Origin of the sequence: Pseudoalteromonas sp. Bsw20308 (assembly GCF_000310105.2) — a bacterium.
GTDB classification, from domain to species: domain Bacteria; phylum Pseudomonadota; class Gammaproteobacteria; order Enterobacterales; family Alteromonadaceae; genus Pseudoalteromonas; species Pseudoalteromonas fuliginea.
In genome coordinates this window covers 22,316-48,170 of the sequence record NZ_CP013139.1, presented here as the reverse complement: position 1 = coordinate 48,170, position 25,855 = coordinate 22,316, and the positions used below count along the sequence as shown (strand labels likewise).

17 protein-coding genes and 2 pseudogenes are annotated in these 25,855 nt (G+C 39.7%); 10 read left to right on the top strand and 9 right to left on the bottom strand.

The window, feature by feature from the left end; all coding sequences use genetic code 11:
* Nucleotides 1–487 precede the first annotated feature (487 nt).
* The 3 genes from astB to D172_RS17455 all read left to right on the top strand — a co-directional run bounded on the left by astB (nt 488) and on the right by D172_RS17455 (nt 10,797).
* Nucleotides 488–1,834, top strand: coding sequence for an N-succinylarginine dihydrolase (astB, locus tag D172_RS17465; RefSeq protein ID WP_004334492.1), 1,347 nt, complete (start codon nt 488–490; stop codon nt 1,832–1,834).
* A 1,138-nt stretch (nt 1,835–2,972) separates the two neighbouring features.
* Nucleotides 2,973–9,446, top strand: coding sequence for a starch-binding protein (locus D172_RS17460; protein ID WP_237113707.1), 6,474 nt, complete (start codon nt 2,973–2,975; stop codon nt 9,444–9,446).
* A 16-nt stretch (nt 9,447–9,462) separates the two neighbouring features.
* Nucleotides 9,463–10,797: a DUF1552 domain-containing protein gene (locus D172_RS17455; protein ID WP_007377118.1), complete on the top strand. Its 1,335-nt coding sequence runs from the start codon at nt 9,463–9,465 to the stop codon at nt 10,795–10,797.
* Between the two features lie 471 nt (nt 10,798–11,268).
* Here the strand turns inward: D172_RS17455 and D172_RS17450 are convergent, their stop codons facing one another.
* On the bottom strand, nt 11,269–12,126 hold the full coding sequence (locus tag D172_RS17450) for a mechanosensitive ion channel family protein (protein ID WP_007377119.1): 858 nt from the start codon (nt 12,124–12,126) through the stop codon (nt 11,269–11,271).
* 276 nt (nt 12,127–12,402) lie between these two features.
* Here D172_RS17450 and D172_RS17445 point away from each other — a divergent pair, with 276 nt between their 5' ends.
* Complete coding sequence (locus D172_RS17445) at nt 12,403–13,083, top strand: SDR family oxidoreductase (protein ID WP_007377120.1); 681 nt, start codon at nt 12,403–12,405, stop codon at nt 13,081–13,083.
* A gap of 129 nt (nt 13,084–13,212) precedes the next feature.
* Here D172_RS17445 and D172_RS17440 read toward each other — a convergent pair whose 3' ends face one another.
* Together D172_RS17440 and D172_RS17435 are read right to left on the bottom strand one after the other, a co-directional pair.
* Nucleotides 13,213–13,551 (bottom strand): hypothetical protein, encoded by a 339-nt coding sequence (locus D172_RS17440; RefSeq protein WP_007377121.1) that lies wholly within the window; start codon nt 13,549–13,551, stop codon nt 13,213–13,215.
* A gap of 520 nt (nt 13,552–14,071) precedes the next feature.
* A complete protein-coding gene (locus D172_RS17435; protein WP_007377122.1) occupies nt 14,072–14,452 on the bottom strand; it encodes a VOC family protein in 381 nt (126 codons plus the stop codon).
* 163 nt (nt 14,453–14,615) lie between these two features.
* Here D172_RS17435 and D172_RS17430 point away from each other — a divergent pair.
* A pseudogene (locus D172_RS17430) lies at nt 14,616–14,882 on the top strand (transposase); the annotation flags it as partial.
* A 12-nt stretch (nt 14,883–14,894) separates the two neighbouring features.
* Here D172_RS17430 and D172_RS17425 read toward each other — a convergent pair.
* Nucleotides 14,895–16,052, bottom strand: a complete 1,158-nt coding sequence (locus D172_RS17425; RefSeq protein WP_007377124.1) for an IS30 family transposase — start codon at nt 16,050–16,052, stop codon at nt 14,895–14,897.
* A 54-nt stretch (nt 16,053–16,106) separates the two neighbouring features.
* Here D172_RS17425 and D172_RS17420 point away from each other — a divergent pair.
* Nucleotides 16,107–17,018 (top strand): annotated as a pseudogene (locus tag D172_RS17420) (IS3 family transposase); the annotation flags it as partial.
* Here D172_RS17420 and tnpB read toward each other — a convergent pair.
* Together tnpB and tnpA are read right to left on the bottom strand one after the other, a co-directional pair.
* Nucleotides 17,011–17,226, bottom strand: a complete 216-nt coding sequence (gene tnpB, locus D172_RS17415; RefSeq protein ID WP_033041226.1) for an IS66 family insertion sequence element accessory protein TnpB — start codon at nt 17,224–17,226, stop codon at nt 17,011–17,013. The pseudogene D172_RS17420 and the gene tnpB overlap by 8 nt on opposite strands.
* Nucleotides 17,223–17,522, bottom strand: a complete 300-nt coding sequence (tnpA, locus tag D172_RS17410) for an IS66 family insertion sequence element accessory protein TnpA (RefSeq protein WP_007379118.1) — start codon at nt 17,520–17,522, stop codon at nt 17,223–17,225. Before tnpA ends, tnpB begins: the two co-directional genes overlap by 4 nt.
* A 608-nt stretch (nt 17,523–18,130) precedes the next feature.
* On the opposite strand from tnpA, the gene D172_RS17405 reads away from it, so the two are divergent.
* The 3 genes from D172_RS17405 to D172_RS17390 all read left to right on the top strand — a co-directional run bounded on the left by D172_RS17405 (nt 18,131) and on the right by D172_RS17390 (nt 20,603).
* On the top strand, nt 18,131–18,391 hold the full coding sequence (locus D172_RS17405) for a hypothetical protein (RefSeq protein WP_007379119.1): 261 nt from the start codon (nt 18,131–18,133) through the stop codon (nt 18,389–18,391).
* A 134-nt stretch (nt 18,392–18,525) separates the two neighbouring features.
* Nucleotides 18,526–19,640, top strand: a protein-coding gene (locus tag D172_RS17395; protein WP_150115561.1) for an IS3 family transposase whose coding sequence is annotated in 2 segments (ribosomal slippage) — nt 18,526–18,778 and nt 18,778–19,640 — 1,116 coding nt in all. Because the reading frame shifts where the segments join, the coding sequence is not laid out codon by codon here.
* Nucleotides 19,641–19,670: 30 nt separating this feature from the next.
* Nucleotides 19,671–20,603, top strand: coding sequence for a transposase (locus D172_RS17390; RefSeq protein WP_324293018.1), 933 nt, complete (start codon nt 19,671–19,673; stop codon nt 20,601–20,603).
* Nucleotides 20,604–20,631: 28 nt separating this feature from the next.
* Here the strand turns inward: D172_RS17390 and D172_RS17385 are convergent, their stop codons facing one another.
* Entirely contained in the window at nt 20,632–21,819 is a 1,188-nt protein-coding gene (locus D172_RS17385; protein WP_007379091.1) for a hypothetical protein, read from the bottom strand.
* 194 nt (nt 21,820–22,013) lie between these two features.
* Here D172_RS17385 and D172_RS17380 point away from each other — a divergent pair, with 194 nt between their 5' ends.
* A complete protein-coding gene (locus D172_RS17380; protein ID WP_033023924.1) occupies nt 22,014–23,057 on the top strand; it encodes an IS110 family transposase in 1,044 nt (347 codons plus the stop codon).
* 258 nt (nt 23,058–23,315) lie between these two features.
* Here the strand turns inward: D172_RS17380 and D172_RS17375 are convergent.
* Both D172_RS17375 and D172_RS17365 read right to left on the bottom strand, forming a co-directional pair.
* Nucleotides 23,316–24,496 (bottom strand): IS3 family transposase gene (locus tag D172_RS17375; protein WP_150115549.1). Its coding sequence is split into 2 segments (ribosomal slippage): nt 23,316–24,238 and nt 24,238–24,496, totalling 1,182 coding nucleotides; the frame shifts between segments, so codons are not numbered across the junction.
* 327 nt (nt 24,497–24,823) lie between these two features.
* A complete protein-coding gene (locus D172_RS17365) occupies nt 24,824–25,669 on the bottom strand; it encodes a hypothetical protein (RefSeq protein ID WP_007379087.1) in 846 nt (281 codons plus the stop codon).
* Between the last annotated feature and the right edge of the window lie 186 nt (nt 25,670–25,855).

The following is a 25,855-nucleotide window of genomic DNA, read 5'->3' as shown; positions in this document are numbered from 1 at the left end:
ACTTAAATACTAAATACCTGATTTCTATTCATAAAATATTCAAGTTAATGTTGGCATACTTCTTCCTATAAACTGATGTGTTCAGTGAAAATACCAAGGAAAAACCATGTTCAACTTATACCATACCCTTTACCTTTTATGGCGTTTAGACATTAGCGTTTGGCAAGTTAATGATCCAACAAATACCCATACCACCGCTGACAAAGAGCGCGTCTATGTTAAGTAACATCGTATTGTGTAAAGGCTTGGCATAAAGCTTAAATGTAAAAACCTACTTTAGGCTAAGCTTTTGCACACTATGCAATTTATGTGTACATTTTAATTAAACTTCAAATTAATCGTTCAATATAAAAACAATCCCCTTGTAATAAACTCCACATTTAAAAACATCGAAAAAATTAGTAAAAACACTGCGTTTATAACTTTGCAAGCAACCCTATTGCGTTGTATTGTTGCACCCTATTGAAAAATTTTAGTTGGAACGTGTATGCACGCTTTGGAAGTTAATTTTGATGGCTTAGTTGGCCCTACTCACAACTACGCTGGTTTATCGTATGGTAATGTTGCCTCGTTAAATAACGCAGCAAGCTTTTCAAATCCTCAAGAGGCTGTGCTTCAAGGCCTTGAAAAAATGAAAGCCATGCACGACAAAGGCCTAACTCAAGGTGTATTTGCCCCTCATGCGCGCCCCGACTTAAACGTACTGCGCCGCTTAGGCTTTACCGGTAACGATGCACAAGTAATTCATAAAGCATTTAAAGCAGATCCTATTTTATTACGCGCGTGTTATTCAGCGTCTGCAATGTGGACAGCCAATGCCGCTACGGTATCGCCATCTCCTGATACAACCGACGGCAAAGTACATTTTACTTCAGCTAATTTAAATAATAAGTTTCATCGTTCATTAGAGCCTGCAACCACTACGCGCTTATTAAAAGCGATGTTTAATAACGACAAATACTTTGCGCACCATACCCATTTACCAGACCAAGGCTTTTTTGGCGACGAAGGTGCAGCAAACCATACTCGTTTTTGTGACAGCCACGGCGAGCAAGGCCTTGAAATGTTTGTATTTGGTGCCAGCGCGTTTAACAGCCAATTACCAAAACCAGCTAAATTTCCTGCAAGGCAAACACTCGAAGCCTCAGAAGCAATTTGCCGTTTACATAACTTAAAAGATTCAAGCCAAATTCTACTACAGCAAAATCCAGACGTAATAGACCAAGGCGTGTTTCATAACGATGTAATTGCAGTAGGTAACGCCAATGTATTACTGTGCCACCAGCAAGCATTTTTAAACCAAGCTTTGGCATTGCAAGATATTCGCGAAGCGTATGTAGGCAATAAAGAATTTTATATTATTGAAGTACCAACCGATAAAGTAAGCATTACCGATGCTGTAAGTAGCTACTTATTTAATAGCCAGCTTGTGAGCCTTGAAGATGGCTCAATGCTGTTAGTGGCACCACAAGAATGTAAACGCAACAGCGCGGTTAACGCCTACATTGAAGAAATGATCATGGCTGATAACCCAGTAAACCAAGTACAGTTTTTTGATTTACGCCAAAGTATGCAAAATGGCGGCGGCCCAGCTTGCTTGCGTTTACGTGTAGCCCTTAACGAGCAAGAACTTGCTGCAGTAAACCCTGAGGTTATTTTAACTGATACTAAATATACACAACTGTGTGACTGGGCAAAACGTAACTACCGCGATAAATTAGGCGCAAGTGACTTTGCAGACTCAGCCCTACTCACCGAAAGCTACCAAGCACTTGATGAGCTTACCCAACTACTTAATTTAGGCTCAGTGTACGACTTTCAATTAGAAGGTTAATCAATCGTAATTTAAACTGAGAAAGCTCTTTCGAAATTAAATTGCAGTAACGTGTTTGGTGTTTAGTAGGCCACGCCTATTTCGAGTAGTTATTCCTCATAAAGAGGTAATAACGCAGTATAAATGCCAAACATGCGGTGCCTTTGGGTTCGTTCTAGGGGCGATTAGCTCTTTATTACCCGATTTTCACTTAATCCCTTGTGAGATGGAATAACGCAAGATCAGTTATGCTAACTTTATGAAATTAGCGGCCCATTATAGCGCTATAAAACAGCGTATTAACAATGACCTAAACTCTGGTAGTTGATTGTTATATATGAATGATTTAAAGTATTTAATGAGTTGTCTAACACGTTAAAATGACCATATTTGTAATAAAATTGGTATCATAAAGTTCACTAAATTACAGACCTTTCGCCGCAATTAGAGCGTCCCTACATTGAATCAATTTTAACTCTAAAAATAAACATACTCTGTCGATATAGAATAAAATCACAAAGCAATTTAGTTTCACAGTTACTTCAACTCAGATAATAACGGCTCTTTATTCATTTTATGAAACAGTGAAGGAAATGAGATAACACTTCTAAAGTTTAACAAGTTAAGACTCCCAACATAAAATAGCACCGAAGTAGCCACGATCCTGCCACGTTAATTTAATGAATATTTAATGTTAACCAAGTGAATACGTATGCATAAAATATATTACGGCTCAAGAAAAACAAAAGGCGATTGTTTTCAACGTTTTAATAAAGAATATACCTTACCTCAATTTGCTTTAAGATTACGCATAAAAAGTTAATTCTCGAGCAATAAAAAGCATATCAATAACGTAAAAATAATAATTAACACCATGTTTTAAAACAAATATAACTCAAATTAAATTGAATAACTCTTCATTACTTTTATCTGCTTTTGCTTTGAGCGCTCATTTTTGTAAATAAATATGTTGTGATATTGTTAACTATCGAAAGTTAATAGTCTTAAGCAGGTGGTAATAATGTCTACAAATAATATTAGTGAGAGCTGTCGTCAGGTTGAGCGATGTCGTTGCTTTACCTCTTTTAATTATTTTTTGGCCTTAAATACACTTTTTTTCCTATTATCTCTATGTATTCTTTTCGTTTCGAAACCACTTTTGGCCGCAGTTAACCCCACCGCAATTTGTTTTGATAATCCAAATAAATACAACAACCCAACGCTTCATTTATGGAACTCAATACCGACTGGTTCCGTTAACAATACCAATTGGCCAGGCCACGAGATGTTTATTGAGGGCAGTTTTTATTGTTATGACCCAGGGGTTCCTATAGACGGTATTAACCTCATTTTTAGTAATGACGGTAATCCACAAACGCCTGATTTATTAATGAATAGCCCTAATAATTGTTGGCAAAGTGGGACTTGGAAATCGCTCGCTGATTGTGCACTAGCGGTCTCGAGTCCACTCCCTAACATTGCTCCGACTGCCAATGCAGGAGAAGATATTGAAGTAATTGAAGGCATTACATTCACACTTAGTGCCAGTGCATCATTTGATCCCGATGGTAATATTACAAACTACAATTGGAGTAATCAGTTAACGGGAATATCTCCTTTAGTTGTTTACAACACGCCGGGAAGTTATACGATTACTTTAACCATAACTGATAATCAAGGCGCAACCAGCAGTGATACAATAGTGGTCACCGTTATTCCCAAAAATACACAAACGGTCACCGCAACGAGTATTTGCTACGATAATACGGCTAATTATCAAACCCCCACTATTTACATGTGGGACTCGACACCTGCTGACACACTGGATAATTTTAACTGGCCAGGTGAAGCAATGACACAAGTCGGCGACTATGTCTGCTACGATCCAATGGTTGAATTAACTTCAATGAACGTTATTTTTAATAATGGCATTGGTAATGGCCAAACTAACGATTTAGCCATGATTACGCCCAATGCCTGTTATAAAAATAATGAATGGATGAGCTTAGCCTCATGTGGCATGTTGATCACTTCAAACGTCCATGCGGGCGGCGATCGCAGCGTCAATGTGAATACAAAAATAGCGTTAACAGTTGCTGAAAGTGCTGATTCATTGGGTAATATTGATAACGCAAGCTGGCAAAGTACAGCGTGGACTGGCACTTTAACAGGGGCAAGTGTCATTACGCCAACACTAAGTACAACAGGGACATTCAATGTGACTGTTACCTTGGCTAATGGTAATCAAGATTCATTTAACCTAACAGTCGTAAATGTCACGCAAGGTATGCCAGAAAGGCCTAAACTCTCAGCTCCCCTAAATTTCCCACTTATAGGAAATGTATCGTCTGGTAATTATAAGTACGAATTCGCTTTTCCTGCACTAAATGACGCCTTTAGCTCGCCGGTTATGGTGACCAATGACGGTCTAAATGACTTAATTTATGTGGTCGATAAGTCAGGTAAGGTATTTGTTTTCCCTAACAATTCAAACGTGACTAGCGCGCAAGTAAATACACTCATCGACATTAGTAGTGAGGTCCGCGATTATCACGAACAAGGTTTACTTGCGATTGCATTTCACCCTAATTTTGCAAGTAATCGTTTTGCTTATATTTATTATATAGAAGGTAATAGCGATACAGAAAGTGATAACGGCGCCTTTGGTGATGGCGTACTAGAGCGAATTACTTTAAATGATGCTAGTAATCCAACACAAGTAAGTGCTCGTGTTGAGGTATTACGCATACCGCAGCCTGGTCCTGATCATAAAGGCAGTATGATGCAATTTCACCCCGTAACAGGTGAATTTTATATGAGTATTGGCGATGGTGCATACGGTGATACAGCCATTACACCTACTCAACCCGATCCAAGAACCAATAATAGCTCACAACAAACCACTAATTTACGTGGCAGCTTTATTCGCCTTATTATGCGCGAAACACCTAACATCAAAGGATTGTATTACGATATCCCATCCGACAATCCATTTATAGATGATGCTAATGTGCGTGACGAAATCTGGTCATATGGTCACCGCAACCCTTGGCGATTTAGCTTTGACAGTGAAGCACCTTACTTACTGTGGCAAACCGAGGTTGGGCAAGCTGGATTTGAAGAAATCAATATTATTGAAGCGGGTGGTAACTATGGCTGGCCTATTTGTGAAGGGCTTAATCACAGAGGGAGTGATGGGGGAGATCCAAATAACACACGAACATGCAGTAATGATTTAATTGCACCTGTTGGTGGTTATGCACATGATACAGGATCAGTCTCTATTATTGGCGGATTCGTTTACCGTGGCACTGCATTCCCCGCGCTAAATGGGCGTTTCATATACGGTGATTATGTCAGTAAAAAGATTTGGTCTGCTGTTCAAGGCGACACAAACCAGCTAGTGAGCGATGCCTTTGCGGGTAATATTTCATCTTTTGGCACCGATATGAGTGGCGAGGCTATATTTGTCACTTCGCATGGCGCAGAGTACGGCGGATTATCAATTATTTACCGAATGGTTGACAGCGATGCGCAAGCAGCTGTTATTCCTAATAAACTATCAAAAACGGGATTATTTGCCGATTTAATTCATCAATACCCGGTCCATGGCGTGATAGAATACGATGTAAACTCTGACGGTTGGTTCGACGGCTTAATAGCCCGTCATTTTGTTGCTATTCCTAATGAGAGTGTGGTCGAATTTAACCCTGATGATATTTGGAATTTACCCATTGGCAGCGTATTGGTTAAACACCTATCTTTGCCGACCCAGATAGAATCAACTGAAGACAGTACGACAAGATCGACCCCCTTTGAAACCTCTGTTTTATTTAAGCAAAATGCAGGCAACTGGGCATCGGCAAATTACCGCTGGAACGCACAAGGTACTGATGCCAATTTAGTCACACAAGCGTTTAACGAAACGGTTGAGCAATTTTATAATGGCTCACTGCGTAACATAATACGCCAAGTAAGATCAGGCGCTGAATGTACCTCATGCCATTTAGGTACTGGCAGTAAAGAACCGCTTGCAATAAGCACTGCGCAATTAAATCGTGATTTTAATTATCAAGGCGTGGTTGCTAATCAAATCAATCTTTTTAATCAACTCGCCTTGTTTGGTCCCCCTATTGCTAGCGCAGACAGCTTTACTGCGTACCCAGATCCACAAAATACGAGTGCTAACTTAGACAAAAGAGCGCGTGCTTATTTAGATACCAACTGTGCTCACTGTCATGATGGCAGCCTAATGGATTTAAATTACGATACGCCAGTTAACAAAATGGATATTATGAATGTTAAACGTTCCGATGTTTATCGCATGTTACCTTTTAACCATAGCGCTAGTTTATTACATATCTATCAAACAGACGATGCCAACCGCATGCCTAAAGGAAGCACATTAACGAATCCACTTGCAGCCCAACTAATTGCAGATTGGATAGACGGACAAAGTGCAACACAAACAGGCTTAATCGTAGCACTGGATGAGCCCATTGACGAAACTGCTATTGTACCAAACAGCCGCGTCACACTCTCCACATATGCAATGTACGATAATGGATTTGAAAGCATACCAACCAACCCTGTTACATGGTCATCAAGTAATACTGAGATACTTAACCCTTTAGGGAGTGAACCAATTGTCACCTCAACGGCCGGTAACGCAGGTAATACAACTGTTTGGGCTGACTATATGGGACAAATAGGAAGCATTGATATAACGGTGCTTGGTGCGCCAAATCAACCCACCAATTTTAGTGCCACTTCAACTGGGTCAAACTCAATCATCTTAACGTGGAATGATGTAGCAGATGACGAACAAAGCTACATCCTTAGTCGCTCAATTAATAACGCAGGCCCCTTTAGCCCAATAATAACATTAAGCCAAAACAGCAATGAATTTTTTGATAACGGCCTAACGAGCAACACAACCTATTATTATCAGCTAATTGCCAGTGGCACGAATACTGATAGTATCGCGGTGACCACGAATACAACCACAAAAAACGCCGATCCAATAGATCAAATTTCGATTATAAGTACACCCCTTCCAAACCTAATTGCGGGTGAAAGCCAGCAATTAGCAGCTGTAGCTTACACGAATGGCGAAAATGAAGGCATCACCTTAGCCGCAAACTGGTTAACCAGTGACGAATCTATTGTCAGTGTCAGCTCAACAGGGCTAATGACTGCGGGTAATACGGCAGGTACTGCCATTGTTACTGCAACCTATCAAACACAAACAGCGAGCGTAACAGTTGTTAACCAAGGTGCTGGGCAATATGTTTACTTTAATGTGCCAAGTAATTGGGATACACCAAGTGCTTATATTTGGTCTAATGAAAATGCGACATTAACAACTCGATCAGCAGATTGGCCGGGAAACGAGTTAAATACGTCTGCCAACTTATTTGGTGATACATGGCTGCGCTTAACACTCCCAGCCACATGGGCAAACAGTAATGGGAATATTAATATAATATTCAGCAATAACGGAGTAAATCAAACAGCTGATTTAACGGCTAATATTGCCAGCCCAATGTGGTACGACGATACATGGTTAACCGCCGCACCTACCAGTAATGGAGTTGAAACAGGGAGCCAAGTTCAGGTCGGTAATGGCACGGTTACTTTAAATAACAGTGCCAATTTATCAGGTAAGCTCTTTGCCACCGGTACAGTCGTCAATATCAATGCAGACGCCGCAGCCACTGGGCTTGAATTTTCTGGCTGGGAAGGTTCTGGTGTCGCTTACTTAGTCAACCCAAGTCAAGAGAATACACAATTAGTAGTGGGTGATGCATTGTCATACACCTTGTTAGCTGTATTTAATAGCGTAAGCGACCCTTATCTAACGGGACGTACGTTTTATAATAATCAAGGGTGCGCAGGTTGTCACGGCAGTGATGGCGCTCAAAATATCGGAGGAAAGTCCTTACTTAATGCTATTAATCGTTATGACTTAAACAGCTTAACGGCTTATATCGAAAACAATATGCCATTCGGTAATGCAGCAGCTTGTACTGGTGACTGTGCCACATCTACCGCGAGCTTAATTTTAGCCGAAGCTTACACGGCCCCAACTAACATATGTAATTCAACTGACTTAGATGACTTAATTCCTCAAAATCGCAGCTATCGTTTGCTATCGACTTTAGAATACAACAATTCAATTCGTGATTTATTCGCCTTGGAAAACAACGTAGATGTTACCTCTGGTCGTATCCCTGCGGATATTCCAGTAAACGGTTTCAAAACCAGTGCCAATACTTTATTTACCAATGATTACGCAAAAGGCTACGTTGTTGCAGCAGAAACAGCCGCTATGATGGTCGATAATATTTATAGTTTGACTTTAAATTGTAACGATATCAGCTGTTTTATTAATGACTTTGGAAAACGCGCATTTCGTCGTCCGTTAACGCCAACGGAATTAACCGACTTGACCTCGGTTTATAATGAGCATGGCAATATAGGCGTGTTGTCAGCAATACTATCAGCCCCAGCAATGTTATATCGCTCAGAAGTAGGCGAGAGCAATGGCGCTGGTTATTTTGAACTAACTGATTACGAAATCGCCACCTTGCTATCGTATACATACTGGGCAACAACACCAAGCCCCGAACTAATGGCAAAGGCTGATGCAGGCGAACTCAGTACCCCTACGCAAATTGCCGCAACACTTGGCAACATGCTACAAGATGCTCGTGCAGAAACAGCTTTCGAACGTTTTATTACAGGCTGGCTAGACCTAGACAAGGATATTAAAACGTCGACACTTAGCGACAGCTTAAAAGCAGATATGAAACAAGAGACCATTGAATTTGTGCGTCGTACTGTATTTGGTGGAGGGCAATATCGCGAATTACTCACAGCAGATTATAGCTTTATGACCCAGCAATTAGCAGAACATTATGGCTTGCAGTGGCCTGGTGGCGACCAATGGCAGCAAGTCAATTACAACGATGGCACTGGCGAAAGTAACGAGGTAGATGCAGGTAACAGTGAACGTCGAGGCATATTAGGCCATGCTGGGATTTTAACTTTGCAATCTGCATCAGAAAAAACGCATCCAGTGAAACGAGGACTATTTGTTCGCCGTAATCTCATGTGTCAAGACTTCCCACCGCCACCTATTGGGGCAGTATTAAAGCCACAAGACGACCCAAGTTTAACGGTACGAGAACGATTTGAAACCGCTCATTTACAAAATGATTGTCAGTCGTGCCACCAATACATTGACGGGATAGGGTTCGGATTTGAAAACTACAACGAGATCGGAGTTTATACCACAACCGAAACCACTGGCGATGGGCAAGTTAAATTTATTGACTCATCAGGTTACATTGGCAGTTTATTCTCAGCTGAAACTTTCCTATCAGCCAGCGAACCTGTAGTTCCCTATCAAGGCATTGATGAACTTGCTGAATTAATCGCGGACAGCGCGCACGGTAAATCGTGTTACGCACGTCAGTGGTATCGCTATACACGTGGTCAACGCGAAACCGGCGAGGACACCTGCACAGTACAAGTATTAGGCCAGCTATTTAAAGATGACCCAAACGCAACGTTACTCGATCTGATGATCCAGTTTACTCAAACCAAAAACTACACCTTACGCAAATAATGGAGCGGGCATCAAAATGAAGTTTTTAAAAAATAAAATGCAACGTCGTGATTTTCTCCGCATACTAGCCAAAGCGGGGCTTACCACAGCCTTTGCTAGCCAATTTGCGTTCGCACCTAAAGTCTTTGCTGCTGCCGGTGAAGCTAGACGCTTTATTATGGTATTTTACCCTAATGGGTGTGTCCGTGATAAATGGCATTCATATGATATTGGAGGATTAAGTGCCAGCAGTTTAGACACCAGCCCACTGAGTTCATTAAACAAGCATATAAACAACTTAGTTCCCATCAAAAATCTAACCTATGCAGGCCAAGGTGGTAGCTCAGGCCACCCAGAAGCGTGTCGTGGTATTTTTTCTGGTGGTGTAGATGGTGCCCCTTCATTTGACAGTGAAATAGGTAATGCACTGGGCGGTAACTTAACCAACAATCTACACGTTGGCTGTTGGTCAAGTAAGGCTAAAGGCTCCGAATACATGCCGTTTACCAATATTAATCGCAACAAAATTGACGTGCCCGATAATCCACAAATGATCTATGACAATCTACTCGCTGATGTTGTTAACAGTGATAATCAAGACGGCTTATCACCTGTCGACCTACGTCGTCAAAGAGTAATAGAGTCGCTTCACGAAAACCTTGATCTATTAAAAAACAACACTTTAAATATAAAACAGCAAGGTAAGCTACTCACACACGAAGCATCTCTTGACTACTATAAAAATGTATTAAATAGTTCACTCGACATTGGCGATGGCACTGGTTTTAGCCGCCCTAACGTAGGTATGAGCGGTATAAATGAGGAAGCTGAAGCCGTTGCTCGAGCACAAATGCGTAATATCGCAATGGCATTTCAAGCCAATGTAACACGTACTGCAGGTTTTCAATTTATGGGCGCACAAGATGAATCTTTGCAAATTAACTTTCCAAGTATTCGCCCTTATATGGGCGAATTTGGCAGTGGTGCACGACTTTACTGGAATGAAACCCGCTCGCATGTTAGTTCGCACAACGAGTCCAATTTATTTAATGCTCAAACGCGCTGGTATAATATAATGGTCAGTTACTTAATGGATCAACTCGCTGCTCGACCCGATACCGCTTATGGTGGAACCTTACTCGACAACACTTTAATACTAGTCATGTCAGAGGTGGGCGGCGGAAATCACCAGCAAGAAAACCCCGGAGTATACCTAGCAGGCGGTGCGGGTAATGCAATTAATAGAGGTATTGCAATTAATGCGAATAACGCAGGAATGTCGAATGTATATTTAGACATAGCAAACGCATTCGGCCTAGGTTGGAACCGATACGGTAATAGTTTTGGTGGTATCAATGGCCTGCTAGTTTAACTCTATACCATTGAATAAAAACATTTATAAATAAAGCTATGTGATTTAAATGCAATACGATTCATGTATTATTGAATCGTTAATATCACCAAACTCGTCATATAATAAAGTGTATAAATTCACTTTCGTTTACCCATATAGGGTTAACTTTTTATGCCTTTATTAGCCGTAATATTGCTTTATCTTAAAAAAGTAGATTTCCTGACCTATCTGTAGCAATTAAAATAAACGTCATACTAATTTACCACCAAACTTAATATAAAATTTAAGCGTCCTTATACCAATTCGCTTAATTAAGTGGTCTATTTTGAGGTAAGGCAATCATGTTGATAACAAGGAAAAATTTCGTTATTTAGTTGTCATTACTAATTGCTCCTGCATTGCTCTACTTTCTGCATCCATGCAGTCGTATATTAGAAATTTTTAACGCAGTTAGCGTCAGATTTAATTCCTCAAATTGATTAAGCATTATTACGGATTGGTATTACTTACCGTTATTGCTGAGGCCATCGACTCAGATATATGCAGCGTACGCTGCGGAAATGGAATACTCAGCCCAGCACTTTCAATAGCTTCTTTAACGCGCTTATTTAAATCCCACACGGTTTGCCAATAATCACCATTAACAGCCCACGCACGTAATTGAATGTTTACTGCGCTTTCGCCTATTGATGTCACCATTACTTTAGGGGCAGGCTCTGCGAGTAATCGGCTCTCTGATGCGGCTAATTCTTTAAGTACATTTAAGCCAACGTCAATAGAGTCGGCATACGAAATACCCACCACTATATCCATTCGTCTTTTGCCATTACGGGTAAAGTTTTTAATATTTCCACCCCATACTTTGCCGTTAGGGGATGCAATATAAAGGCCGTCGGTGGTTTTAAAAATAGTGGTAAATAGGTTTATTTCACTCACAGTACCAAGCGTGCCACTGGCATCAACAAAGTCGCCTATTTTAAAAGGTCTGAGTATTAGCAGCATAATACCCGCAGCAATATTGCTCAGCGTATTTTTAAGGGCTAAACCAATCGCTAAACCAGCAGCACCCATTAGCGCAATTAAACTGGCCGTGTTTACGCCAAAAATATCTAAAATAAATAGCCCGCCAATTATATAAACTAAATAACCAGCAATACTCGATAAAAGAGGAAGCAGCGTACTATCCACTTTTTTTAATGGCGATTTAGCGTTTTTAATCGCTTTTTTAACCGAGCGTGCAATTAAGGCACTCGCAATTAAAATCACCAACGCTAAAATCACTTTGTACCCTAAAGTGATGATTGTTTCTGAATGGCTTTGCCAAAACGCTAAAAGTTTATCTTTCATGTTTGTTCCGATAAATGTTGCTGACACTCAGCAAAATAATGGTTAAATCTAATAAAAATCGACTTCAAAAGAAGTGGCGCGAGTATATAGAATAAAAAATTTAAACCTATCTTTTTTAATCACTTATTTCAATTTTAATAAACGGCCTAAAAACCATGGTTATTAGAATATAAAACACCGCCATTTATGGCTAATTTATAGCGACTATTCAATGTAGGTTAATCGTTTATTGGTATGGTGACTTTAAGTTTTTAACGTTCATTAAAGAGGTTATCTATGGCAAAAGAAAAAATAGTACTCATAACCGGCGCTTCAAGTGGCATTGGTGAAGCAACCGCAAAAACCCTTGTAAATAATGGTCATAAAGTAATACTTACCGCTAGACGCGAAGATAAGTTAACTAAGTTAGTAAAGTCGTTAGGCTCAAATAATGCGCTGGGCGTAGCCGCAGATGCTACAGACTTTACCGCACTTGAAAACGTAGTTGCCAAAGGCATTGAAAAGTTTGGCCGATTAGATGTAGCCTTTGCTAACGCAGGCATGGGCGTTTCAACCGCAGGCACCGAAAAAGGTGACCCAGATGAATGGTCAGCGATGATCGACATAAACATTAAAGCGCTGCTGTGGACTGCAAAACTAACACTGCCGCATTTACGCCAAAACAAAGGTCACTTTATATTAACCAGCTCTGCCGCTGGCCGTAAGCCAATTGGCGGCTCTATTTACGGTGCAACTAAATGGTTTGCTTATGGCTTTGGACAAAACTTAGCTGAGGAAATGAGCGAGTGGAACGGCCGCTGCACAACCATAGCACCAGGCATGGTAAACACCCCGTTTTTTGATGACGCTAAACCCGACAAACTCGACCCGCAAGATGTAGCCGACGCCGTACTGTTTGCTATTGAAGCAAACCAGCGCAACAGCGTGCGCGAGATTTATTTAATGCCGACTAATTAACGTTGGCTGGGGAGTTTGACTGTCAGGTTTAATGCTAATGGTGTTAAACCTGATGGTTATTAGTCCTTAGTTTGGGTTAGATGTTAGTAGGTAAGAATGAATTAAAGGTATTAGGCATTTAAAGTCTTATTAATTGCCAATGCTGCCCTTAAACCATATGTAAGCAAAATATAGAACAACGGCAATATATCCAAAAGAAATAACTAGGTTTACTTTCCAAAGGTTTAGCCAAAAATTGCCTCTGAAATAACTGCGTTCTCTTACTTTATGGTTGAACAATGCTACTGAAGAGGGCACTAATATTAACGCAGACCAACCAAGTATAGGTAACACCATAAACATAATGCCTATGCCTGTTCCTCCTGCTGAAGCGTCGGATGCTTCACCATCAATTGGGGCTAGCATCACGTAGCCTAAAATAAACCCAACAATCGCAAGTATAAAACCTAAAAGCTGAAATGTTCTCATTATTATCCTAGGGTCTGTTGATCTTTACGGATTAAAATTTGTTCAAATTAGGGGCTATTTAATCGCGGCGCGAGGTTTGTAACCTAGTGGGCTAAGTAAGAACCGAGCAACAAGGAGTAAATAGCCCCTAGGAAGAACCCTTTGGGCAGCGCCTGTTTGGCATTAATGCTGCGTTATCGCCCATTTATGGGGAATAGCCACACTACATAGGCTCTGCCTTGCCTAAATACCAAACAGACTGCTGCAAATTTAACCTTGAAAGATCAACAGACCCTAGGCTCATAACGAGACTGTAAAATAACTCCAACAGCCAAATTCAATTAAAAACGAGATCCTGTAATTAACTCTAAGCGCTATTAAAGCATTAGGTATTATTTGGAACCCATAAACAGGCTGTTTTTCTTAAAAAAGAGTAATTCCACAGCCTTAACGTCCACATGATCGGACAAAAATAGTTGGTTAAAATATGAAGATGCACGGAACTTAACCAACTGTTTTTTTATTGCTTTTGAAGTGCTTGCTAGGCACGTTTATCTACTCGCCATGGTGGATTAAGCCTGTTTTCTCCCGCCCAATACAGTTTGATTTTATTACCTGATGGATCGTGCAATATTGCTTCACGCCACAGATAACTTTGATCTGTTGGCTCTTGATAAAACTCGATGCCAATAGATTTTAAATCAGATACCCACTGATCAAGTTTTTCATGCTCAAAATAGATTACTACGCCATTTAAAAAACTACCAGTTTCTAATAAAAGTGAAAAGGTTGAGTTTCCGTCAGGACATTCGAAACGGGCATAATGGGGAGTATCGACAATTTGGGTAAAACCTAGTTTTAAATAAAACTCAGTCGCTTTATTCATGTGTTTAACTGGCAATGTAACTTGATTAAGATTCACGAAACCTCCATGTGTGCTTAACGAGACTGTAGAATAACTCGTTTTAATTTATTTTTATCGATTGTAGTTTCAATCATTCGGTACACTGTAGTGGTACAGTGATTTTGGCCACCCATTAAGAAAGAAATGTTATGCTAATAAGCATACAAATTTGGGTGAAAAAATGACGAAATTAAAACGCGCAACATATTCAGCGGCAATTAAATTAGAAACGGCTCAGCTTGTAGTAGACCAAGGTTATACGCAAGAAGACGCAGCAAAAGCGATGGGGGTGGGTAAATCAACCGTAAGTAAATGGGTTACTCAATTAAAGCTAGAACGCAATGGTCAGTCACCATCAGCGTCACCAATGACGCCCGAACAAATTGAAATCCGCGAACTTAAAAAGCAAATCCAACGCATTGAATTAGAAAAGGATATATTAAAAAAGGCTACGGTGATATCAAGTGGTCAGTGCAACATGGTTTTTAATCATATCATTAGGAGTTAAATAGTTTAATATCCTTCTTGGTCGATTATTTAGTTTATTAGCGATTTTATCTAAATAACTTTGGTCAAAGCCATGTAGACTTGTCTTTTTGGGGAAGTACTGCCATAATAGGCGATTTGTATTTTCATTTGTTCCCCTTTGCCACGGACTACTCGGGTCACAAAAGTAAACATCTGTATTCGTATTTTTAGTAAATCTTTTATGGTCTGCTAATTCCATTCCCCGATCCCACGTTAGTGTGTTTTTAAGTGCCTTTGGTAAACCATTAAATTTCAGAATAAGTGCATTTACTACATTTTTAGTATCCTTACCATCAACTTGTACCAAAGCTGTATACCGTGTTTTTCGATCAACCAATGTTGCTATATGTGAGTTGCTACTTCCTGATATTAAATCGCCCTCCCAGTGACCTAGAGTTGCTCGTGTTTCAATTTCATGGGGCCTTTCATGAATTGTTTTAGCATCAATAATACCTTTATAAATTCCCTTATTTGTTGAGCGTTTACCATGCCTCAACTTACGTTTTGAGCGAAGATGGCTAAGGACTGCTTTTTCGAAAATATAGCGTGATGGGATAAATAACGTTTTATAAATAGTCTCATGTGAAATATGCATTTCAGATGATGCTGGGTGTTTTATTTTTAACCAGCCAGAAATTTGCTCTGGTGACCAGTCGTCTAGTAGCTTAGACTCAACCAAATCGCTAAGTGGATTACCTTTTTGTAATTTGCATTGCTTTGGCCTTAATGCTCGCTCTAGCGCATTTTTATCAGCCGTAACGGCACGGTATTTGGCAATACCACCATTGCGTTTGATTTCACGGCTTACCGTTGACGCTGCCTTTTCTACATTACGAGCTATTGCCCTGATAGATAAGCCTGAAGCTAAACCTCTTGATATATTTTCTCGCTCTTCTAAAGAAAGAAACGATAATCGACGCTTTCGTTGCACTGGCGATATTCCACCTTTTAGTTTAAGTACTCCGAATATAGAACCAGCATGTCTATCAAGCGTCAAACCTATTTCGCTAAGCGTTTTACCTTCACGCCATAAGAACCATGCTTTCAGCTTTTCAATATCACTTAAACCACGTTTTAATAAGTCAGTCATAACCACCTAATTAATAATCAATTATAAGGTGTTGCACTGACCACTTGATATCACCACCGCTCTCTTGATGTCCGACTCCCTGAACAATTCTCGTTAATCGAGAAGTTAAATCAACGAGAGCGTTATCCAATTAATGTGCTATGTCGCGTATTCAATGTGCATCGCAGCAGCTATAAGTACTGGGCCATACGGGATACAACGCCGACACCTGAGCAAGTAAGGTTAGAGGCTGAAGTAAAAGCAATACATGCGATGAGTGGTGGTTCAGCAGGGGCACGGACAATCGCAGCGATAGCAACGAACAATGATTTTGAATTGAGCCGTTATCGTGCAGCTAAGCTAATGGTTAAATTAAAGCTCGAAAGCTGCCAAGTACCTCAACATTCATATAAACGTGGTGGTAATGAACACCTTGAAATCCCAAACCTGCTTGATAGACAGTTTGATGTTGTTGAGCCGGATACCGTGTGGTGCGGTGATGTGACGTATATTTGGACAGGCAATCGCTGGGCTTATTTAGCCGTGGTTATTGATTTATTTGCACGCAAAGTGGTTGGCTGGGCAATGTCGTTGTCACCAGATACTAATTTAACGCTAAAAGCGCTTGAACTCGCATATGAAAGCAGAGGGAAACCGACAGGACTCATGTTCCATTCAGACCAAGGTAGCCATTATACAAGTTTAAAATATCGCCAACGTTTATGGCGCTATAAAATCACACAAAGTATGAGTAGACGTGGAAATTGTTGGGATAATGCGCCAATGGAGCGATTTTTTAGAAGCTTTAAGACGGAATGGATGCCAAAGATTGGATATGGAAACTTTATAGACGCTAAATATAGCGTAAGTGATTACATAAATGGATATTACAACAATGTTAGGCCGCATCATTATAATGCCGGTTTAGCGCCAAATGAATCTGAGGTTAGATATCAAGATTCTAAAACTGTGGCCAAAATTAGTTGACCACTACACATAAAGCAAACCCTGTTTTATCCCAGTAAACGAGCTTGAGTTTATCTTTCGCTCTATTGCAGAATAAGAATAATGCGCCAGTATAAGCATCACGCTCAAGTTCGCCTTCAACGATTGCGATTAGACCATCAATGGATTTTCGAAAATCCACGGCCTCGCGGTGTAAGTAAATACTTTTTGGTTCGACAAACATTTTCATAAGGCAAGCTCGCGTAACAGTTGACTCAGATAAGAGGCAGGCATTGTGGGTGGCAAGCTGACGTTTACTTTGCCGATAGTGAGGGTGATTGACTGTTGCTGTTCGATAACGTCAACGTGTTTAGTCACTTTAGCGCGAACAAAGCTGCCTGATGATTCATTAAGCTTATTTCGTGCGGCATAAAAAGTTGTTTTTGATAAAGTATTTTGCTGGCAATAGTCAGTGATAGTTAAATTACTGACTTGTTGTTCTTCGATAATACAGCGCCACTGTTCAAGGCTGCGTGTTTTTCTCATGACTATCTCCTCATTGAAATTCGGAAATAGCTTACTAGTTTTGACGAGTGACTGGCAGGTGCACTTTGCTAGACGCTTACGAAATTTAATACGTTTTGCAAAGTGGATAGGAATGAATTTATTTTGGCAGGATAAGTCAGGCTTGTAGTTAGCCATAACAGTTTACCGTGGGTGAATAATATCTATTAGATCACAGCGAATGAATGGATTTAAGGTTGAAAAAAATCAATTAGAAATAGTAGAATACGTTCCTAAAAAGAGTAATTCTACAGTCACAACGCCCAAATAAGGGGCTAATTATTGCTGGCAAAATAACGAACGAAGTGAGGCTGCCAGCTGTAATTAGTCCCACTTGATTTGCTTATAGTTACTCCGTTCCATTAATTAATGTATTTACCTATCTCATTAATACATGGAATATGCTTCTGTTGATCACGAATATTTGAGCGGAAACAATCAATGTTTGTAACAAGACTTTCGGATCAACAGGAGTTATTTGTTTCAATACGCATACTCAGGGATTGTCGTAATGCCGACTATCTATAAGACCTGCGAGAAACACTATTAGCCTCTATTTATTCTTTCACTTTACCCCTAGGAGACCCAAAATGGAAGCCTTTAACGTCTCAGATTTTGCAGCCCTTATCGGGATCGATTGGGCTGACCGTAAACACGATATTTGTGAAATAAATCGTGACACAAATACACAACATTTAAGTGTGATTTCCTCTGAACCTAAGTCAATTAATGCATGGGCGCTTGAGTTAAAACAACGCTACAACGGCAGATCTGTTGCTGTCGCGTGTGAGCTAAAAAAAGGCCCACTTAATATGCACTCAGTAAATTTAAGCACATTGTATTATTTGTGATTAACCCATCAAGTGTTGCTAAATACCGTGCTGCATTTACGCAAAGCGGGGCTAAAGATGGTCCGGTAATCCCCCCGAAAAATAATAGATGCCAAACGTAGAATTTTCTCTTATTGTAAACACAGGAGAAAATTATGAAAAAAGCACATTTTACAGACAGTCAAATCCTCGCCATTTTAAAACAAGCAGAAAGCGGCGTGCCTATTCCTGAGCTATGCCGTGAACATGGTATGGGCAACTCAACCTTTTATAAATGGCGCGCTAAATACGGCGGCATGGATGCGTCTTTAATGACACGAATGAAAGAGCTTGAAGATGAAAATCGCCGTTTAAAGAAAATGTATGCTGAAGAGCGGCTAAAATCTGAGGTCATTCAGGAGGCAATGGCAAAAAAGTGGTAAAGGCTTCTGAGCGCAAAGTCTTGGCTCATGAAGTCGTTAGCACAAATAAAATGAGTATTGCCTTAGCCTGTCGTACTTTCATGATAAGTGAAACATGCTATCGCTATACGCCAAAACTGTCTGATGAAAATGAGAAAATTGCAGCGTTGCTATTGGATTTAAGCCAATGTCAGCGTAATTGGGGATTCGGTTTATGTTTTTTATATTTACGCAATGTTAAAGGCTACACATGGAATCATAAGCGCGTTTATCGTATTTACCGTGAGCTTGAGTTGAATCTGCGAATAAAGCCTAGAAAACGTCTAACAAGGAAGAAGCCTGAACCATTGGCTGTCCCTGAGGCCATTAACGAATGTTGGTCAATGGATTTTATGCACGACCAATTATCGGATGGCAGAGGGTGTCGCTTGTTCAATGTGATTGATGATTTCAATCGCGAAGGACTCACAATAGATGCTGACTTATCACTCCCCGCTGAGCGTGTTATCCGCTCACTCAATCAAATTATAGAATGGCGTGGTAAGCCAAAAGCTATCAGGTGTGACAATGGGCCTGAATATATTAGCCATAAATTAGCAGAGTGGGCGTTAAATAATAATATTGAATTACGATTTATTCAACCAGGTAACCCGCAACAAAATGCTTATGTAGAGCGGTTTAATCGCACGGTTAGGTATGACTGGCTAAGTCATTATATTTACAGTGATATTAGTGAGTTACAAGATAAAGCAACCGATTGGTTATGGACTTATAATAATGAACGCCCTAACATGGGTATAGGTGGCATAACACCCATACAAAAACTGGAAAAGTTAAACAACGGAAATTCTACAGATAACCTCCATTAAAAATGGGGGGATTACCGTCCTACTGATGCAATTATTCAAGTTAAAATCTTACAACTTCACATGGATAAATTAACGGTTATTAGGCCGGATTCAGAGGACGTTAGGTGTCTTGCGCAGCTTGTCGAATACAGACGTAAACTAGTACAAGATCGTGTTAATTTAACCAATAAAATAGCCACAACGCTAAAAAATTATTATCCCCACGTGATTGATTGGTTTAAAGAAAAAGACACTCAAATATTCTGTGACTTCTTACTGCGCTGGCCTTCTCTTGCTCACGCTAAAAAAGCGAGGAAACAAACACTACTCGACTTCTTTAATCAACATAATTCCCGCTACCCACTCGTTAATGAAAAGCGGATAAAAGAAATAAAAGATGCAGAAATTCTCACCGAAGATATGGCGGTGATCACGCCAAATTTATTGCTTATTGAATGCCTCGTTCCGCAACTTAAACAGCTGATGTTGGCAATAACACGATTCTATGACGAAATTAAAACACTTTATAAGCAACATACAGATCGCGCTATCTTTGATAGTTTACCAGGAGCAGGCCCACAATTAGCACCTCGATTATTAGCCGCTATGGGATCAAATCGTGACCGCTATAAGTGCGCCGCTGACGTACAAAAATACGCAGGCATTGCTCCAGTAACCGAACGCAGTGGCAAGAAAGAATGGATACACTGGCGGTACTCATGCACTAAGTTTTTAAGGCAAACATTTGTGGAATGGGCAGGATTATCTGTGCGCTATTCATTTTGGGCAAAAGCATATTATCGGCAGCAAGAAGCCAAAGGAAAACCCCATAATACCATCATCAGATCATTGGCATTTAAGTGGATACGAATTCTATTTAGGTGCTGGAAAACACATACGCCCTACGATGAATCAACTTACTTAACTGCATTGAAAAGTAAGGGATCACCGCTGTTAAAATTTGCGGTGGAAAGTGGGCTTTAGCGCTTGCTGTCCACCTCAGGGCGTGTTGTTAGCTATCTGATATAGTTAGATCTATATCAGCATCAAAAGCTTTAGCTACTTCGGTTCTATTTTCATATGCAGATAATAGAGTAAAAATCGCGGTGACTTTGGAATAATTAACTACTTCATTTTCATGAGATAACAAATAACCGGCAATGACCTTAGGCTCGAAGTCTAAAAACATCAATTCATTTACTTCCCATGAATCATGTGCTTTTGCAGTGGAGTTGTAATCAAATATCACTGAGGATATATATTTCTTACCGAACCTCCTTAAATCAACATATCCAACTAAGTTCCATTCGTGATAATCACAATTGAATATACAGGATACAATCTTAATACTGCTTAATTCCTCGTTATCCAGGTTAATTCCAAATTCCTCCGATAAGGCTCGGCTGGCTGCAACTATTGGATTGAGCTTGCCATTAACGATATCTTTATCTATCATTCCCTCAACTGCACCACATATAATTTTATTTTCGTTAACGGCAGTAGAAGAGCCCCTTTTGACAAATACTAACTGATCATCTCCCGTTATAATCCCTATTAAAATTCCAAAACTATTACTAAAAAATGGTTCCATCGTGCTATGAGGTTCTGAAATGATATTGCTTCGCATATTATCATCTAAATCCAAAAATACAGAAGTCGCAGCTCTTTGATGTACATAACCTTTTGAATTATCTAACTCTACCCTGAATCTTTTTTCTTCACCTATAGGAGAGCGATCTATTTGAATCTTTTTAACAGATACTTTCTTTGCCCCTTCAAAAATTTCACCATTATTTTTCTTTGACTCCCAAATTTTAAACTTACGATTGAATTGTTCTTGGTATTCAGCGGGTATTATTTCATTTATATTTACTAATTCTGAGATCAAAAAACCTTTTGAGTATCCTTGTTGGTTATAATCTAAAACGTGTACGCTAGTACTAACTTTCCCAAAAGAAAACTTTTTTCCACTTTGATTTTTTCGCAACTTTTTGGCATTAGCTAAAAGCTTGATCTTTTCCTTTTGCTCTATGGACTTCTTTCTTCTTTCTTTTACCCATTCTTTAATATGAACACCAAAAGTATAACTAAAAATAAAATACAAAATACTTAATAGAAGACTTAGTATGGGATAAGTTTTGAAAATAGCGGCTAAAGAACTAGTGAATTCAGATAAGGTTTGAAGCTGACTAACAGACATGATTAAACTCCCTAGATAGCTAACGCCAACCTAAACCGCAGCGTGCTGGTGCAGGTTTTTGCGTCTTTTTTTTTTGCAAAAAATGCGACAGTGTTAGCTGTCGGATTTCAGGTTCTTGATACTCATTGAGCCTCCCCAGCATCGCGATTATTCGCTACGCTGAAAAGGCAACCAACCTTACAGGAGAAAGCTCAATGAACTTTTACAATAACATGCATCCATATTATTGTGGAATCGATTTACACGCGCGTTTACTTTACGTCTGTATCATTGATAATACAGGACTTATCCTTGTTCACAAGAAAATTAAAGATGACCCTGACGCACTTCTAAAACTACTTAAACCGTATGTCGGTGACATTGTGGTTGGCGTAGAATGCATGCACTGTTGGTATTGGGTCGCTGACTTTTGCAAAGAACACACTATCGACTTTATCCTTGGGCATGCTTTGTATATGAAAGCGATTCATGGCGGTAAAGCTAAAAACGATAAAATTGATTCACATAAAATTGCCAAACTTATTCGTGGTGGTAACTTTCCACTTGCTTATGTCTATGACAAAGATATGCGTGCTACGCGCGACTTATTACGCCGTAGAACCAAAATTGTTCGTCATGGTGCTGATTTAAAAGCCCATGTTGATAATACTGCCAGTCAGTACAATTTACCTGCGCATAATGTCAATTTAAAGAACGTCTGCGACAGAGAAAAGATGCGCTATTACTTTCCTGATCCCGTTGTACAGCGCTCTATTAATTTAAACATCGCTATACTCGATTGCTATCATAAGGAGCTTAAGCCTTTAGAGCATTACATTGAAAAAATGGCTAAGCAGCATAATCCTGTGCACCTTAATATCTTGCAAACAATTAATGGTATAGGCCGCATTCTAGCACTCACTATAATTTACGAAATTGGTGACATCAATCGCTTTTCAAGTGTACAAAAGTTCGCTTCATATAGTCGGTTAGTCAAATGCAAAGCAGAGTCTGCCGGCAAAACCTATGGCACCCAAGGTAATAAAATTGGCAATGCACATCTCAAATGGGCTTTCTCGGAAGCTGCCGTATTACTGCTGCGTCACAATCACAACGCCAATAAATACCTTGAAAAACTACAAAAACGAATGAGCAAAGCCAAAGCACTGTCAGCGCTTGCGCATAAGCTTGGTCGCTGTGTTTATTATATGCTTAAAAAAGAGACGGTATTCGATGAAGCAAAATTCTTAAAGAGTTAGTCACGGTACTGAGTGAGCTGAACATCTAACTGGATATAAGGCTGAGCATCAATCAATTGGGTGAGTTAATAACCAACAAAGTTTAACCTGATTATATGCCTACAGACCTAAGTCACTTGTCTTGATTAGACGCTCAGTACGCGTGCATTAATACAATAAACAAAGTCGCTTACACCTGACTTGAGCCTGAAACTAACTGGATCACAATGATGAAGCCAGCTGCCTTGTATAGTGCCATGATTAGGTTAACTGTAGTGGTCAACTAATTTTGGCCACAGTTTTAGAACCTTGATATCTAACCTCAGATTCATTTGGTGCTAAACCGGCATTATAATGATGCGGCCTAACATTGTTGTAATATCCATTTATGTAATCACTTACGCTATATTTAGCGTCTATAAAGTTTCCATATCCAATCTTTGGCATCCATTCCGTCTTAAAGCTTCTAAAAAATCGCTCCATTGGCGCATTATCCCAACAATTTCCACGTCTACTCATACTTTGTGTGATTTTATAGCGCCATAAACGTTGGCGATATTTTAAACTTGTATAATGGCTACCTTGGTCTGAATGGAACATGAGTCCTGTCGGTTTCCCTCTGCTTTCATATGCGAGTTCAAGCGCTTTTAGCGTTAAATTAGTATCTGGTGACAACGACATTGCCCAGCCAACCACTTTGCGTGCAAATAAATCAATAACCACGGCTAAATAAGCCCAGCGATTGCCTGTCCAAATATACGTCACATCACCGCACCACACGGTATCCGGCTCAACAACATCAAACTGTCTATCAAGCAGGTTTGGGATTTCAAGGTGTTCATTACCACCACGTTTATATGAATGTTGAGGTACTTGGCAGCTTTCGAGCTTTAATTTAACCATTAGCTTAGCTGCACGATAACGGCTCAATTCAAAATCATTGTTCGTTGCTATCGCTGCGATTGTCCGTGCCCCTGCTGAACCACCACTCATCGCATGTATTGCTTTTACTTCAGCCTCTAACCTTACTTGCTCAGGTGTCGGCGTTGTATCCCGTATGGCCCAGTACTTATAGCTGCTGCGATGCACATTGAATACGCGACATAGCACATTAATTGGATAACGCTCTCGTTGATTTAACTTCTCGATTAACGAGAATTGTTCAGGGAGTCGGACATCAAGAGAGCGGTAGCCTTTTTTAATATATCCTTTTCTAATTCAATGCGTTGGATTTGCTTTTTAAGTTCGCGGATTTCAATTTGTTCGGGCGTCATTGGTGACGCTGATGGTGACTGACCATTGCGTTCTAGCTTTAATTGAGTAACCCATTTACTTACGGTTGATTTACCCACCCCCATCGCTTTTGCTGCGTCTTCTTGCGTATAACCTTGGTCTACTACAAGCTGAGCCGTTTCTAATTTAATTGCCGCTGAATATGTTGCGCGTTTTAATTTCGTCATTTTTTCACCCAAATTTGTATGCTTATTAGCATAACATTTCTTTCTTAATGGGTGGCCAAAATCACTGTACCACTACAAACCGATGAATGTCTAGTGCCCCAGCAACCCCAAAAGGATATGGGAAAACCCTGGCTGCGATGAGATCGCAATAAGAGAGCCTCTATATGTGTTTGCCGTAAGCAACTTGCTTAACAGCCGCATCGACAGACGAAGTAAACGAATTTGTTTATTGATTTAGAATTGACCGTCAATTGATAAAAACGGTCAAAAAGAACACTAATGCCTATTGACAAAGTTAAGGCTCATATGTGTTATGTGCGTTAAACTTTACCACTTCTTATTCATAGATTGAAATGAACCACAGTCTGGGTTTGCCTTCTTCATATCACTTGACATTTTCTCTAATTGTTTCCCTGTGACAAGCTCCTTACTTTTTAAAAAAGCGCCAAAAAAATGTTCAATTTGTCCAGATACATAATCTGGACAATCTGTTATTTCACTTAGGTTAATACAGTCAACTTCATCAATTTTCGTTCCACACCAGACATCTTTGTTGTTAGGAACTATTTCAAAACATATTATTGCAAATGGAACTTTTATATAGACTAAAAATCGTTCCCAGTTGTCCCAAATTCTTGGTTCGGCACCAACAGATCTTTCATAGTAAAACCAATCAACCTTTGGAAGATCTAGTTTGGTCAGGACTTCACGGGTACACGGTATCAGGTGAGTACGAAATTTTTTAGATTTATCACCTTCAATCAACCTCTTAATATCATCAAGGAATTCTGGAAAACGATTAAATTCGCATTCCGTATATTGATTATCCTTTGGAAAGTAATAAGTATCTGCTAATACCCTCCATGCAATTACATATATACATTTTCTTGAAGATTCAGATATATCTAGCTTTTGAGGGCAAGGTTCTCTGTAGTTCGCAAGTTTTGAGAATGTTTCTTTTTTGAAACAGTTTTCAACTTCAGAAAATTCAACTTCACAATCATTACAAAGTAGAGGGGATTTTGGCCCATCTTGTTCGCGTTTATTTGGTTCATTTGTAGCCCGAATAAAACCTGTTGGAGATGTTTTCTTTAACCACTTGAAAATAAATGAAGGTATAATATGAGAGTTTTCAATCGCTTCATTTTTTTTACAGTATTTACATAATTCCATTTTTAATCCACGATATAGTCATAACTCATAAGCACATAACAAATATTGTTATATTACAATGATTTTATCCTAGCTATAAAATAAACACCTGTAAACAGTTAGTTAGCTTCGCCTTACCTTTTCTAAATGTAACAAAACCCCAAAATGGTGGAGATCAGTAATATCAGACAAATCGTTGTTTAGTTA

Bases quoted from the DNA above. Each gene is read 5' to 3' on its own strand.
- astB (WP_004334492.1), top strand. From the start codon at position 488: ATGCACGCTTTGGAAGTTAATTTTGATGGCTTAGTTGGCCCTACTCAC.
- tnpB (WP_033041226.1), bottom strand. From the start codon at position 17,226: ATGAAAATGTTTGTCGAACCAAAAAGTATTTACTTACACCGCGAGGCC.
- D172_RS17425 (WP_007377124.1), bottom strand. From the start codon at position 16,052: ATGACTGACTTATTAAAACGTGGTTTAAGTGATATTGAAAAGCTGAAA.
- D172_RS17455 (WP_007377118.1), top strand. From the start codon at position 9,463: ATGAAGTTTTTAAAAAATAAAATGCAACGTCGTGATTTTCTCCGCATA.
- tnpA (WP_007379118.1), bottom strand. From the start codon at position 17,522: ATGAGAAAAACACGCAGCCTTGAACAGTGGCGCTGTATTATCGAAGAA.
- D172_RS17405 (WP_007379119.1), top strand. From the start codon at position 18,131: ATGGAAGCCTTTAACGTCTCAGATTTTGCAGCCCTTATCGGGATCGAT.
- D172_RS17445 (WP_007377120.1), top strand. From the start codon at position 12,403: ATGGCAAAAGAAAAAATAGTACTCATAACCGGCGCTTCAAGTGGCATT.
- D172_RS17385 (WP_007379091.1), bottom strand. From the start codon at position 21,819: ATGTCTGTTAGTCAGCTTCAAACCTTATCTGAATTCACTAGTTCTTTA.
- D172_RS17440 (WP_007377121.1), bottom strand. From the start codon at position 13,551: ATGAGAACATTTCAGCTTTTAGGTTTTATACTTGCGATTGTTGGGTTT.
- D172_RS17365 (WP_007379087.1), bottom strand. From the start codon at position 25,669: ATGGAATTATGTAAATACTGTAAAAAAAATGAAGCGATTGAAAACTCT.
- D172_RS17450 (WP_007377119.1), bottom strand. From the start codon at position 12,126: ATGAAAGATAAACTTTTAGCGTTTTGGCAAAGCCATTCAGAAACAATC.
- D172_RS17380 (WP_033023924.1), top strand. From the start codon at position 22,014: ATGAACTTTTACAATAACATGCATCCATATTATTGTGGAATCGATTTA.